We start from the raw sequence: 13,739 nt of genomic DNA, 5'->3' as shown, positions 1-13,739 counted from the left end.
AAAGCCACCTTTTTAATATGTTAAAAAATCTAATAAAAACTAACATATATCATAATAAAAAGCATACTAAAACAATTAACTTTGCAACTTAAAATTAAATAACAAACACGATGAGTTACAGAATAGAGAAAGATACCATGGGAGAGGTAAAAGTACCTGCCGATAAACTTTGGGGAGCGCAAACCGAACGCTCAAGAAACAACTTTAAAATTGGGCCTTCTGCGTCTATGCCTTTAGAAATAGTTTATGGTTTTGCATATTTAAAAAAAGCTGCTGCTTATACAAATTGTGAATTAGGAGTTTTAGTCAAAGAAAAACGTGATTTAATCGCTCAAGTTTGTGAAGAAATTTTAGCAGGTAAACATGATGACCAATTTCCGCTAGTCATCTGGCAAACGGGTTCTGGCACACAAAGTAATATGAATGTTAATGAGGTTGTTGCCAACAGAGCACAACAATTAGCTGGAAAAGTTATAGGCGAAGGCGAAAAAACGATTCAGCCTAATGATGATGTTAATAAATCGCAATCTTCAAACGACACCTTTCCTACAGGCATGCATATTGCGGCTTATAAAAAAGTGGTAGAAACTACTATTCCTGGTGTTAAGCAGTTACGTGAAACGTTGAAGAAAAAATCGGAAGCCTTTAAAAATGTAGTTAAAATTGGTAGAACACATTTAATGGATGCCACACCTTTAACGCTTGGTCAAGAACTTTCTGGTTACGTTGCTCAATTAGACCATGGTATAAAAGCCTTAGAAAACACCTTACCTCATTTAAGTGAATTAGCTTTAGGCGGAACGGCTGTAGGGACTGGTCTTAACACACCAAAAGGCTACAGTAAACGCGTTGCTGAATATATTGCAGAATTTACAGGATTACCTTTTGTAACTGCACCAAATAAGTTTGAAGCTCTTGCGGCTCATGATGCATTAGTAGAAACACATGGCGCTTTAAAACAATTGGCAGTCTCTTTAAATAAAATTGCTAATGACGTTAGAATGATGGCTTCTGGTCCACGTTCAGGTATTGGAGAAATCATTATCCCTGCTAACGAACCTGGAAGTTCTATTATGCCGGGAAAAGTAAACCCAACACAATGCGAAGCATTAACTATGGTTTGTGCACAGGTTATAGGTAACGATGTAGCAATTGCTGTAGGTGGTATGCAAGGACACTATGAATTAAATGTTTTTAAACCTGTAATGGCTGCTAATGTTTTGCAATCTGCACAGTTAATTGGTGATGCTTGTGTGAGTTTTGAAGAACATTGTGCCGTTGGTATTGAACCAAATCATGAAGTGATTACAAAATTATTAAACAATTCTTTAATGCTTGTAACGGCTTTAAATACTAAAATCGGCTATTATAAGTCTGCTGAAATTGCAAATACAGCACATAAAAATGGGACAACTTTAAAAGAAGAAGCTATTAATTTAGGTTACGTAACTGCTGAAGATTATGATGCTTGGGTAAAACCAGAAGATATGGTTGGAAGCCTTAAATAAAATCCTTAAAAGATAATTAAATAAAAAGACAGGTAAAATAAATTTGCCTGTCTTTTTGGTTGGTTAGCTATCAATCCTTTGTAAATTACAATCCAAAAGGAAATGTAGACAAATATAAAACGAAGAAATCTTATATAAAATAACATTTGTTAAGTTCGTGAAAAAAGAGGATCCCTGAAATAATTCCAAACCTAAAAACCAAAGATTTATATTTTCCAAGTCTTGGGTTTTTAGGTTATTGTTTTTAATTTAGTTACAAATGGTATTATATAGTTCCCTTTCCTTATATTGCTTCATTTCTTTTATTTTTTTTTCTAATCCTACTTAATTGAACCGGTGTAATACCAAGATAAGAAGCAATATGATACTGAGAAATCATGTCATCTATATTAGGGATTAGCTTTTTTAATTCTAAATAACGATCTGAAGCATTCAATGAAATTAAATCTACCAAGCGCTTCTCATAATTAAAATACACCTTTTCTAAAATTTTAATATGCAAATTTTTAAGCGAAGGATTATCTTTACATAATTTCATTAATTCAGAATAATCAATTTCATAAATCTTGCAATCAGAAAGTGTTTCAAAAACAAATAAAGATGGTTTTTTTTTAATTAAAGCCGTTAAGGAAGCTAAAAAACTTGATGGCAAATAAAAACTTTTATTGAATTCTTTTCCTGATTCGGTGCTTAAATAGCAACGTATAATCCCAGAAACAAGCAAATAAATTTTTGAAGGAACCTCTTCATAATTTATTATTTTAGTTCCTGCAGGAATTCTTTTAAATTCTGTGATTTTCACAAGTTCAGAAAAAGTTTCTTCAGAAATATTTTCAATAGAATTTAAAAAATCAAAATTTCTCTTCATTATAATTTATTTTAAGCTTTTTTAAATACATGGGTTACTGAATTCTAGTTGTATCAAAAACGGGTACTGAAACATCTGTTTGCTTTATTAATAATGGAATTTCAGTGCATCCTAAAATTACACCTTCTGCACCATCATCAATTAATTTATCCATAATTTGCAAATAAATTTGTTTAGATGCATTTTTTAACATGCCTTTTGATTATTCCATGTAAATTGTAAATTATTTCATGAATTATATTTCTATCATCTAATTTATTCTATCTGTTTCCTTTTTTCAGATTTGTAATTTCAGCAAAATAAAACGAGTTTATAATTACCTTCCATGAATGATTTTCTTCAAAATCTTCACTTTACAATCTATTCAAACTTAATAATACATTTTTGTTGATTGAAGCGTAATTTCACCAATTAATCCTATAGTTTCCATTGTTTCTAACTTTTTGTGACTAAATTTATAGCTCTAATTCTTTTATCCATACTTATGATGTCTATATTAATCATTAATATAAAAGAACTGCTTCAAGTAAGAGCATCTCATGTTTTAAAAGTTTCTGGTAAGGACATGAAACACTTGCCAACTATTAAAAATGCTTTTCTTTTAATGGACAATGATACTATTATTGATTATGGCAGTATGGATAATTGTAAAAACATTACTGCTGATAAAACTATTGATGCTAAAGGAAAACTAGTATTGCCAACATGGTGCGACTCCCATACGCATATCGTTTATGCGGGTAATAGAGAACAGGAATTTGTTGATAGAATTAATGGATTAAGTTATGTTGAAATTGCTAACCGTGGCGGCGGTATTTTAAATTCTGCCAAAACACTTCAAAACACCTCTGAAGAAGATTTATATAGCCAATCTATTCAGCGTGTTAAAAATGTTATAAAACTTGGAACTGGTGCGCTTGAAATAAAATCAGGTTATGGGCTTACAGTTGAATCTGAACTTAAAATGCTTCGCGTTATAAAACGTATTAAAGAAAACTTTCCGATAGAAATTAAAGCCACATTTCTTGGTGCACATGCGTTTCCTGAATCATTTAAAAATAATAAAAAAGGGTATATCGATTTAATCATCAATCAAATGCTTCCTAAAATTGCTAATGAAAATTTGGCTGATTTTATGGATGTATTTTGTGAAAAAGGGTATTTTTCGATTGAGGATACCGATACTCTTCTTTCCGCAGGAAAAAAACACGGATTGGTTCCTAAAATACACGTCAATCAATTTAATGCTTTTGGAGGTGTTGCGCTCGGCGTAAAACATAGGGCATTATCTGTAGATCATTTAGAGGAATTAGAACTTGAAGATATTGAAGTTTTAAAAGAAAGCGACACCATGCCTCTGTCACTCCCCTCCTGTTCATACTTTTTAGGTATACCTTATACACCCGCAAGACAACTTATTGATGCTGGTCTGCCGCTTGCTTTAGCCACCGATTATAATCCAGGATCTGCACCTAGTGGAAATATGAATTTTGTAGTAAGTACCGCTTGTATTAAAATGAAAATGACTCCAGAAGAAGCTATAAACGCAGCCACTATCAATGGAGCCTATGCTATGGGTATTTCAAATGAGTATGGCAGTATCAGTAAAGGAAAAAAAGCAAATATCATTATTACAAAACCTGTTCCTAGTTACAATTATTTGCCTTATGCTTTTGGCGAAAATAATATTGAAACGGTTATTATAAAAGGTAGAATAACAGCATAAAAAAACCTCAAACTTAAAAAGTATGAGGTTTTAATTTTGAGAGGTTTTTATAAATCTACTTTAAAGTAAACTCAGAACTTGACACTAAGTCTTTTTCGTTAAAAACGTTTACAACGTAACGTCCTTTTTCAAAGTCACCTTGTCCTTTAGACGTAACAAACTCACAAATATTAAGGCTTGCATTTTCATAATTAAACTTACTAATAATGCTGTAGTTTAGTGTTTTTTCATCAAATGTAACTTGTTCATTTAAACCTAAAATATTGTTTTTAGGATCAATAACTTGAACATACAATTCTTCGTCACCAGCTTGAACTAAAGCATTTTTAGCAACTGTAAAACAAACTCTAATTTTGTCTGTTCTGCTAGCTCTTTCAGTTGGTATTAATTTACCAGAAGTTCTTTCTATAACTCCAAAACCTTTTAAGCCAACGGTGTTTAAAATAGCAGCATTCTCGACAACTTCTGCCAAAGCATTGTTTTGTACTAATAATGAATCTGTAAATATGGTGCGCTCTTCTAAACGTACACGAGTACTATCTAAAGATGTTGCTAAATATGAATTCTCTACTCTTAATGAATCATTTTGAGCCAATAACACATCCATTTCTTTTTGCAATGATTGGTATTTTCTCTTATATCTCCATAAACTTTTTACATTAGTTTCAGATATTTTCAAAGAGTCAATTAATCCTTGAATACGCCCTCTAGCTTCAACTAAATTTGCATTCGACACTTCATTTTCACCAATAGCATCATCATATTGCTTTGCCATGGCGTTTAAATCGTTCATTACTAATTGCTTTTCCTCAGTTAATTCATTCTGAACTTTTTTACTACTATTGTACAAATTCATAGTGTAAAAACCTGTAGCAAGAAATAGAACTAGCGCAATACCTAATCCTACTTTTAGTCCTGTGTTACTTTTGTTGTCTTCCATAATTACTTGTTTTAATTTTTGTTAAAGTTAATGTAATTTTGTTATAATTTTAATAGCTTGTTTTAATGCCATAAACAAATAATGACGTATTTTTAATATTCAAAATTTATTTATTTTATGGATAAACTCGTTTTATTTAACAATACTACTCGTAATAAATTATTAAACAAACGCTCTGGTGAATCCAAATTTGGTCAACACGTTAAAATATTACCCCGCATTTCTAACATATACGAACAACTTGAAAGTTTAGATGTTACACATGTTATTTTAGGTCTACCAGAAGATATCGGGGTGTTTGCCAATCATGGAAAAATGGGGACTTCAAAGGCTTGGTATGCCACCCTTAAAGTTTTGTTAAACATTCAAAGCAATGAATTTACTAGTGCTAACAAGGTTTTGATTTTAGGACAACTAGATTTTACATCTGAATTACTTGCAGTTTCAAAATTAAATCCAGCCAAAAAAAAAGATATTTTAAAAGCAAGAAAACTTGTTGATACTATTGACGCATCCGTTACAAACATCATACATCAAATTGTATTGGCAGGAAAAAAGCCTATTATCATAGGTGGCGGACATAACAATGCTTATGGAAATATTAAAGGGGCAAGTTTAGCCTTAAACAAAGGCATTAATGTGATTAATTTTGATGCGCATTCAGATTTTAGAGATGAAGAAGGCCGCCATAGTGGCAATGGATTTAAGTACGCTTTCGCGGAAGGATTTTTGGCCAATTACTTTATTTTTGGTTTGCATGAAAATTATACCTCTGATAAAATTATCAAAATACTTAATATCTCAAAATCCATTAAGTATAATACATTTGAAGCTATAGAGGTTAGAAATGAATTAAAATATAAAAAAGAACTAGAACGTGCTGCCACACATGTTGCTAAAAACCCTTTTGGTATTGAAATAGACTGCGATGCCATTGAAAACATGCCTAGTAGCGCTATGACTCCTAGTGGTTTTAGTGTAAACAGAACCCGAAATTTTGTAAATTATTTTGCAAAACATAATAACGCCTGTTATTTGCATATTTGCGAAGCTTCTCCAACTAAAAAGACAGCGAATAAGGTTGGTAAACTCATTACCTATTTAATTACGGATTTTATTAAAGCGCATAATGGTTGATATCATTTCTTTTGAAAAACTGTATGCTAAAGATTTCTATGACTTAAATACAGAATGGTTACGAACATTCTTTTTTGTTGAACCTTATGACGAAGACGTTTTAAGTAAGCCAGAACAATACATAATCAATAAAGGCGGACATCTATTTTTCGCTAAACTTAAAGATGACATAGTTGGTACAGTAGTACTAATGCCAATAGGTAATAAAGGACATTTTGAATTAACCAAAATGGCAGTTTCCCCAAAACATCGTGGGCAAAAAATTGATCAAAAACTGATTCAACATTGTATTAATTTTACCATGAGAAAAGACATACCCAAGCTCATCATTTATTCTAGCAGAAAATTAGAAAGCGCTATTTATATTTATAGAAAACATGGTTTTATTGAAATCCCTGTAGAACCTGATTGCCACTATAAACGTTGTGACATTAAGATGGAGTTGGTGGTTTAATCCCCAACTGCCTTTAAAGAATCAATCTGCTTTTGCAATCTTACAATTTCTTTAGTTTTTTTCTTGGCCTTAACTTGTTTCAGGAACTCATCATTAGAAATAACTTTTAAAGAAGGATCATTCCTAATTGTTGTGTTTAGGCAAAAATTGTAGTTAATCTATAAAGGAAGAATTCTACATTTTTGACCCCTCTAAATTGTGCTCTAAAGGCTTTTATTTGGGCATTAAAGAATTACTGGCTCTAAACCAAACCAATGGCAAAGTCCACTATAAGCTCCAATATCAGTATCTGAAAAATCAAAATCAGTTACAAAAGGCTATTAATTTTGGTCGTCAGGTAAGTCAGGTATCTTAACCGCTGTTCTCATGTTCCAAGGCTTTCCATTTAATTAAATTTTCAAAACTATCAATAAGATAAAAATGGATAGAAACCGTATGATACTTTAAAACATCTAAAGGTTCATAAAACGCCAATGCCTTGGTCAAAATCTAAACAGATAGGAGAGTCTCAAGTAATGTCTTTAATTTTTTCTCCATGTACTTAAATATGAACTTCATTAGTTCCCTATCAAACGTGTGATATTGTAAATACACGGGTTTTCCTTTTTGCAAAGGCGAAATAATAATGCTATGCGAGTTGACCTCACCATTATTTTAAGTAATGTAGTTCTTCTTTTTCTTTAGCAATTTCCGGGCTCCATCCTATGCCGTCAATATGAAATGTTTTTAATTTCGTTTCACTAAAACCAAGCTTTACCAAAGCATTTATTATAACGCTCGACTAGCATTCCACTTATGGGAATAAGTTCGCTTCTATATAAATTGACTGCTTTTAGTTTATCCATATTTCATATTCCCATGAAAGTGGGAAATTCATTTTTTTTTTCACGAACCCGCCTGCCGGACGGGCAGGTTCACGAATGATAACTTGAATCCTTTTTTACAGTATTAATCTCTATAGGTGGGTTCCTGCCTTCGCAGGAATTACAAAATCTATTCCAACAACTTATGTATAATTGCATATTGCAACAATACAATGGTTCTTGTGTCAACGATTTCCCCATTATTCAACATAGCAACAGCTTTTTCAAAAGGCATTTCCAACACCTCAATATCTTCTGCTTCACTTTCTAAACCACCACCATCATTAACTTTCATATCATCTGTATATTCTCCAATAAAAAAATGCATTTTTTCAGTCATAACACCTGGAGACGAATAGCCTTCATATACTTTTTTCACTGACTCTAACCTGTACCCTACTTCTTCTTCTGTCTCTCTTATGATACAAGCCTCAGGATTATCTTTATCTAACATTCCCGCTGCAATTTCGACTAATAACCCATCTTCATTATCATTCATATAAGTTGGCATCCTGAATTGCTTGGTTAAGATAATAGTTAGTTTTTCTCTGTTATATAACAAAATACCTGCACCATCACCTCTATCATAAACCTCACGCATTTGGTTAACCCAAGTGCCATTTTCCATTAAATAGTCGAAATTTAACTTTTTAAGAATATAATAGTTGTCTGAAAGCAAAGTGCTTTTTATATTTTTAAGTCTACTTGATTTTTGCATGTTTTTAAATTTCAGCGGTTACAATAATTTAGATTTGACTAGGTCTCGACCTTAGCCTGTTTTGAGCGCAGTCGAATGCTCGACCAAACAGCCATTTTAGGTTTTGCTTTCAAGATTTTTATAGCTTCTGTTTCTATATTTATTTGATTTACACTAGCGTCTAATTTTCGTTTAAAATAGGTGTCTGCAATAATTGCCACATTATCTATATAACGCACGACTTCCTGACGACAAATTTCAGAGAAATCCAATCCTTTCATATTCGCTCGCATTAATTATTGAAACATGTTAAACTTAGTTTGGTAGTCTTGTTTAAAATAGACTTCTGGATTTTTAAACCAGTCTTCTTCCAAATCAAAATCAGTAAATCGTAATGACACTGCAGACTGAATATTTCTAACATCACGAGAAGAAAAGAATGGAAATGCCTTTTGCATATCTTTATAAAGGTTTGCATAGAACAAATGCTGATTTGTTTTGAATTACTTTTCAATTTTATCATAAATATCATGTACACGCTCTTCTGTTGGCTTATCGCTGACGTTAAGAATTTTTTCCATATTTTTTTCCAACCCTTGGTCTTGCAAATAGCTATAGTTTTCTGGTCTTTGCATGTTTACAAAATCTGGCATGGTTTCATCAAGTTTACGCCACCAAATGTGATCTTGGTCTAAAAAATCATACTCTGTTCGTCCTGATAATCGGTTAAACCCTTAAATAGCATCCAAAAGAGAAGTTCTGTCTTTCTCTACCATGTGTGCCACATCATCCAAAGTAACATTTAATATCTTTTAGCGAACCTCTGGATCATCTTCTTGAGATAATTTAGATTTCATAGTATTAATATCTTTTCCCCAATTGATATCTACTTATTTAGTTTTCTCGTTTGAATTAGTCTCTAATAAGTCGAAAATCATCAGAAATAGTCTGTTTTATATTTTAAATTCAACAATTTTACAGACAAGCAATTTCGTTAAAAAATATGAATTTTCAATTTATATTACTCAATTTATTAGTATCAAAAGGTATTAAAACGTTACATCCGTTTTTTTAATATATTTTAGATTCCATATAAAAAATAGAATCTAACAATGATTTCATTTCGTTGCCAAATAAATAAATTGTAGTATATTTGGTTAGCTGTTAACCCAAACGTACTATTTTAATGATACTTAATCAACTTACTTCTATGATTTTAGCTATTCCTTTAATTAACCAGTCTCAGATTGTAATAGTGCTAACTGTAGTTGTTATATTTTTTGGTATTATATTGATTTTAGGTGTTAGAAAATCTTATAAGTTAAAAAAAGAGAATGAACGATTGGAAAAGATGAATACTTCAATATCTGATGACGAAGAAGATTATAAGGATTTTACCGAAGGACACATGTATGGTAATAAATAAAAACGCCCACTTTTCAGTGAGCGTTCTTGATAACTTATCTTACTAATTTCTTATACTTTATTCGTTTCGGCATCAAATCACCTCCAAGACGTTTCTTTTTGTTTTCTTCATAATCTGAAAAACTACCTTCAAAGAAATACACTTGACTATCCCCTTCAAAAGCCAAGATATGCGTACATATTCTATCTAAAAACCATCTATCGTGCGATATGACTACGGCACATCCAGCAAAGTTCTCTAAACCTTCTTCTAAAGCACGCAATGTATTTACATCAAGGTCGTTAGTAGGTTCATCTAAAAGCAATACATTACCTTCTTCTTTAAGTGTCATTGCCAAATGCAAACGGTTACGCTCTCCTCCAGAAAGCAATTTCACCTTTTTATTTTGTTCTCCACCAGAAAAGTTAAATCGACTTAAATAGGCTCGAGAATTTACTTCTTTACCTCCCATCATAACTAATTCCTGCTCATCACTAAAGTTTTGCCATATCGTTTTTTCTGAATCTATATTGGAATGTTTTTGATCAACATAAGCTAGTTTAGCGGTATCTCCGACTTTAAACTCACCATTGTCAGGAGTTTCTTCTCCCATTATCATTCTGAAAATAGTCGTTTTACCTGCTCCATTTGGACCAATTACGCCAACTATTCCAGCTTGTGGCAAGCTGAAATTTAAATCGTCATACAACAATTTATCATCATAGCCTTTACTAACACCAATGGCTTCAATAACATTAGTTCCTAAACGTGGTCCATTAGGTATGTATATTTCAAGTTTTTCATCAAGCTGTTTTTGATCTTGACTCATCAACTTATCATAATTATTTAAACGTGCCTTTTGTTTGGCCTGGCGTCCTTTCGCACCTTGGCGGACCCATTCCAACTCACGTTCTAAAGTTTTTTGACGCTTAGAGGCTGTTTTGCTTTCTTGCGCCATACGTTTCGATTTTTGATCTAACCATGATGAGTAATTCCCTTTCCACGGAATCCCTTCTCCTCTATCGAGTTCTAAAATCCAACCAGCTACATTATCTAAAAAGTATCTATCGTGTGTTACAGCAATTACAGTTCCTTTATATTGTGCTAAATGATGTTCTAACCAATGCACCGATTCAGCATCTAAATGGTTGGTAGGCTCATCTAATAATAACACATCTGGTTCTTGTAAAAGCAAACGACATAAAGCTACCCGGCGCTTTTCTCCTCCAGAAAGCACGCCTATTTTTTTATCTCCATCCGGAGTTCTTAAAGCATCCATGGCAATTTCTAGTTTCGTGTCTAGTTCCCAGGCTCCAGCAGCATCAATTTGGTCTTGAAGTTCTGCCTGACGATTCATCAATTTTTCCATTTTATCGGCATCAGAATACACTTCTTCTAAACCAAACTGGTCATTGATTTTATTGTACTCGTCAAGAATAGCTACAGTTTCAGCAGCACCTTCACGCACCACTTCCATTACGGTTTTATTATCATCAAGTTTTGGCTCTTGCTCCAAATAACCTACCGAATAATCCTGTAAAAAGGTAACATCGCCTTGAAAATTCTTATCAACGCCTGCAATAATTTTAAGTAATGTCGATTTTCCAGAACCATTAAGACCTAAAATTCCGATTTTGGCTCCGTAGAAAAAACTTAAATAAATATTTTTTAAAACAGGAGTGTTTGCTCCTTGAAATGTCTTGGTTAAACCAGACATTGAAAAAATCACTTTCTTATCATCACTCATTATACTCTTCCTTTTAATGCGTTAAAAACCCATGCTATAGCAAAAAAGCCTATACCCACAGTTGCAAAACCCCAACCGGCAACATCATCATATCTATATGCGCCCATTAAAATGAGTACAACTCCCATAATAATCATTAAAACTGTTGCCCAAGCTAGAACCGTATTTTTATTCATTGCCATAATCTCTTCTTTTTTTTGGTTGTTAGAGTAAAAGCAAATATCGTAAATTATAATTGAAATGCTTTGATGATTATTTATTAAAAAATATCATTTCTGGATTAAATCATTGTTAATAACACTTCACATTCATTCATGTATTATTTAGCCTTATTTTGTAATATTTTTAATTCGAAATATTAATTATATGATGCTTTTTTTGTAAATTGTTGTCAATCAACAAACTTATTGAATATGAAAACCAAATCATTTTTATTTACCGCTTTTTTTATGATTGTTATATCCTGTAACAATTCAAAGGAAAGAAAAGAAAAAACGTTTGTAGACGATACAAATAAAGAGGAGCTAACTCTAATTGGCACATGGGAACGCACAAGTTACTACAATTATATAGATAATGTAATTGTAGATAGTTTTGTAACAACACCATCTAATAGACACGTTAAAATGTTCTCTCCTAAAAAAGTGATGTGGTGTAGAAATGTTTCTGCAGACTCAACAGAATGGTTCGGTTATGGTTCTTATACTCTTAAAGATAGTTTGCTAACCGAAGTTTTGGAATTTGGGTCTAAAGCAATGAAATTTTATATTTCCAAAGAACCCACCTTTGTCTTTAAGTGTAATATTAAAAAGGACAGATACACTCAAATACAAATTGATGAAGAAGGGCATCCTATTTTTGCAGAGAATTATGATAGGATTGAATAATTGACCTTTTAAAAAAAGTGCTTCAAAGTATAACAGATTGATTTTCAACTTGAATGTATTCAAAATGTTATTTTAAGTTACGACAATTTTAAGTTGGTTTTATATGATATCAAAACCATTATATAAAACAAAAAAAAACACTGTTAATCGGATGATTAACAGTGTTTTTTCATGTCTCCTATTTCTAGGTTTGTCGGGGTGGCAGGATTCGAACCTGCGACCTCCGCGTCCCAAACGCGGCGCGATAACCGGGCTACGCTACACCCCGAATTGGTTATCTAAATTTCTTAAGGAAATTTGCGGAGAGACGGGGATTCGAACCCCGGGTACCCTTTTGGGGTACGACGATTTAGCAAACCGTTCCTTTCGGCCACTCAGGCACCTCTCCAGTAATTTTGTATGAACAACACATTTATATTTAAATGCGGATGCAAATGTAGCTTTTCATCTTAAAGAACACAAGTATTTTTTTTGATTTTTTTTGATTTTATTCTGGGTATTCAATTCTTAAATGATAAATATTTGCAAGCTTGTGTTTTAGCACTTTTTTTATAGATTGAATTTCTTTAAAAGTAATATTTGCGTTTAAAAATTGCCCTTCTTCTATTTGCTTATTAATTATGTTTTCGACAAAAGCTTCAATTTTTGTAGAAGTAGGCTCCTTTAAACTTTTAGAAGCAGCCTCTATGCTATCGCACATCATTAAAATTGCAGTTTCTTTGCTAAATGGTTTCGGTCCTGGGTAGCTAAAATCCAACTTGTCAACTTCAGTTTCTGGGTAATCCTTTTTTTCTTGCATGTAAAAATAATAAACCACACTTGTACCATGGTGTGTTCTAATAAAATCTATAACTCTATCTGGTAAATTGTTTTTTCTGGCTATCTCTATACCGTTAATGACATGGTCCGTAATTATTCTTGCACTTTCTTTTGAAGACAATTCATCATGCGGATTAATACCTGTAGATTGATTCTCTGTATAATACGTTGGACTTTTCATTTTACCAATATCATGATATAAAGCACCTACCCTAACTAACATAGCGTTTGCTCCTATTTCATTAGCTGATGCTTCAGCAAGATTCGCTACATTTAAAGAATGGTGAAATGTTCCAGGGGCCTTATTTGATAATTCCTTAAGCAGTTTAGAGTTCGTATCCGACAATTCTAAAAGTGAAACATCTGAAACTAATCCAAAAAGTTTTTCGTAAGCATAAATTAAAGGCTGGACAAACAAAGTAGCTAACCCACATAAAACAAACCATATAAATGTTTCCCATTTAAGGGTTTCCACACTACCCTCGTGAATAACAAAAAATGCAAAATAGGCAATGATGTAAATAAGTGTTATTTGCCCTACTGATATAAATAAATTGGCACGTTTGTATAACTCGGACACCGTTAATATGGTTACAATTCCCGCAATAATTTGAAGAAACCAATCCTGTCCTAAATAAATTTTGGACACACTAAATCTAACCATTTTACTGATTTATTTCATTGCTTT

General features: G+C 32.4%; 15 protein-coding genes, 2 tRNA genes and 1 pseudogene. 6 read left to right on the top strand and 12 right to left on the bottom strand.

Going from position 1 to position 13,739, the window contains the following annotated elements:
* Positions 1-110: 110 nt before the first annotated feature.
* Positions 111-1,508, top strand: a complete 1,398-nt coding sequence (gene fumC / locus ABD935_RS02230) for a class II fumarate hydratase (protein WP_345189922.1) — start codon at positions 111-113, stop codon at positions 1,506-1,508.
* A 283-nt stretch (positions 1,509-1,791) separates the two neighbouring features.
* Here fumC and ABD935_RS02225 read toward each other — a convergent pair whose 3' ends face one another.
* A complete protein-coding gene (locus ABD935_RS02225; RefSeq protein WP_345189921.1) occupies positions 1,792-2,376 on the bottom strand; it encodes a Crp/Fnr family transcriptional regulator in 585 nt (194 codons plus the stop codon).
* Between the two features lie 34 nt (positions 2,377-2,410).
* Complete coding sequence (locus tag ABD935_RS02220) at positions 2,411-2,569, bottom strand: aspartate/glutamate racemase family protein (protein WP_345189920.1); 159 nt, start codon at positions 2,567-2,569, stop codon at positions 2,411-2,413.
* A gap of 294 nt (positions 2,570-2,863) precedes the next feature.
* On the opposite strand from ABD935_RS02220, the gene hutI reads away from it, so the two are divergent.
* Complete coding sequence (gene hutI / locus ABD935_RS02215; RefSeq protein ID WP_345189964.1) at positions 2,864-4,102, top strand: imidazolonepropionase; 1,239 nt, start codon at positions 2,864-2,866, stop codon at positions 4,100-4,102.
* 55 nt (positions 4,103-4,157) lie between these two features.
* Here hutI and ABD935_RS02210 read toward each other — a convergent pair whose 3' ends face one another.
* Positions 4,158-5,042 carry a chromosome partitioning protein ParA gene (locus tag ABD935_RS02210; protein WP_345189919.1) on the bottom strand — a complete coding sequence of 295 codons (885 nt, stop codon included), beginning with the start codon at positions 5,040-5,042 and terminating at the stop codon, positions 4,158-4,160.
* Between the two features lie 117 nt (positions 5,043-5,159).
* On the opposite strand from ABD935_RS02210, the gene ABD935_RS02205 reads away from it, so the two are divergent.
* Both ABD935_RS02205 and ABD935_RS02200 read left to right on the top strand, forming a co-directional pair.
* The gene (locus tag ABD935_RS02205; protein WP_345189918.1) at positions 5,160-6,179 is read left to right on the top strand and encodes a formimidoylglutamase; all 1,020 of its coding nucleotides are present in this window, start codon (positions 5,160-5,162) and stop codon (positions 6,177-6,179) included.
* On the top strand, positions 6,172-6,633 hold the full coding sequence (locus tag ABD935_RS02200; RefSeq protein ID WP_345189917.1) for a GNAT family N-acetyltransferase: 462 nt from the start codon (positions 6,172-6,174) through the stop codon (positions 6,631-6,633). Before ABD935_RS02205 ends, ABD935_RS02200 begins: the two co-directional genes overlap by 8 nt.
* Before the next feature lie 993 nt (positions 6,634-7,626).
* On the opposite strand, the gene ABD935_RS02195 is transcribed toward ABD935_RS02200, so the two are convergent.
* From ABD935_RS02195 to ABD935_RS02180, 4 genes are read right to left on the bottom strand one after another with little or no spacing between them, the layout of a single operon-like run.
* A complete protein-coding gene (locus tag ABD935_RS02195) occupies positions 7,627-8,214 on the bottom strand; it encodes an NUDIX domain-containing protein (protein WP_345189916.1) in 588 nt (195 codons plus the stop codon).
* 38 nt (positions 8,215-8,252) lie between these two features.
* Positions 8,253-8,474: a hypothetical protein gene (locus ABD935_RS02190; RefSeq protein ID WP_345189915.1), complete on the bottom strand. Its 222-nt coding sequence runs from the start codon at positions 8,472-8,474 to the stop codon at positions 8,253-8,255.
* Positions 8,475-8,489: 15 nt separating this feature from the next.
* Positions 8,490-8,651, bottom strand: coding sequence for a hypothetical protein (locus ABD935_RS02185; RefSeq protein ID WP_345189914.1), 162 nt, complete (start codon positions 8,649-8,651; stop codon positions 8,490-8,492).
* 45 nt (positions 8,652-8,696) lie between these two features.
* Complete coding sequence (locus ABD935_RS02180) at positions 8,697-8,846, bottom strand: hypothetical protein (protein ID WP_345189913.1); 150 nt, start codon at positions 8,844-8,846, stop codon at positions 8,697-8,699.
* 533 nt (positions 8,847-9,379) lie between these two features.
* Here ABD935_RS02180 and ABD935_RS02175 point away from each other — a divergent pair.
* Entirely contained in the window at positions 9,380-9,619 is a 240-nt protein-coding gene (locus ABD935_RS02175) for a hypothetical protein (protein WP_345189912.1), read from the top strand.
* Positions 9,620-9,653: 34 nt separating this feature from the next.
* Here ABD935_RS02175 and ettA read toward each other — a convergent pair whose 3' ends face one another.
* Complete coding sequence (gene ettA, locus ABD935_RS02170) at positions 9,654-11,345, bottom strand: energy-dependent translational throttle protein EttA (RefSeq protein WP_345189910.1); 1,692 nt, start codon at positions 11,343-11,345, stop codon at positions 9,654-9,656.
* A complete protein-coding gene (locus tag ABD935_RS02165) occupies positions 11,345-11,527 on the bottom strand; it encodes a CAL67264 family membrane protein (protein WP_019387444.1) in 183 nt (60 codons plus the stop codon). The genes ettA and ABD935_RS02165 overlap by 1 nt, the downstream gene beginning before the upstream one ends.
* A gap of 231 nt (positions 11,528-11,758) precedes the next feature.
* Between ABD935_RS02165 and ABD935_RS02160 the strand changes: the two genes are divergently transcribed.
* Positions 11,759-12,232, top strand: a complete 474-nt coding sequence (locus ABD935_RS02160; protein WP_345189908.1) for a hypothetical protein — start codon at positions 11,759-11,761, stop codon at positions 12,230-12,232.
* 193 nt (positions 12,233-12,425) lie between these two features.
* Here ABD935_RS02160 and ABD935_RS02155 read toward each other — a convergent pair.
* The 3 genes and pseudogenes from ABD935_RS02155 to ABD935_RS02145 form a co-directional block, all read right to left on the bottom strand.
* Positions 12,426-12,500: transfer RNA gene (locus tag ABD935_RS02155), tRNA-Pro, on the bottom strand.
* A gap of 32 nt (positions 12,501-12,532) precedes the next feature.
* Positions 12,533-12,620: transfer RNA gene (locus tag ABD935_RS02150), tRNA-Ser, on the bottom strand.
* Positions 12,621-12,719: 99 nt separating this feature from the next.
* A pseudogene (locus ABD935_RS02145) lies at positions 12,720-13,670 on the bottom strand (HD family phosphohydrolase); the annotation flags it as partial.
* Positions 13,671-13,739: the final 69 nt, after the last annotated feature.

Source organism: Algibacter agarivorans (assembly GCF_039543245.1).
Lineage (GTDB): Bacteria > Bacteroidota > Bacteroidia > Flavobacteriales > Flavobacteriaceae > Algibacter_G > Algibacter_G agarivorans.
This window is presented reverse-complemented; position numbering and strand designations above follow the sequence as displayed.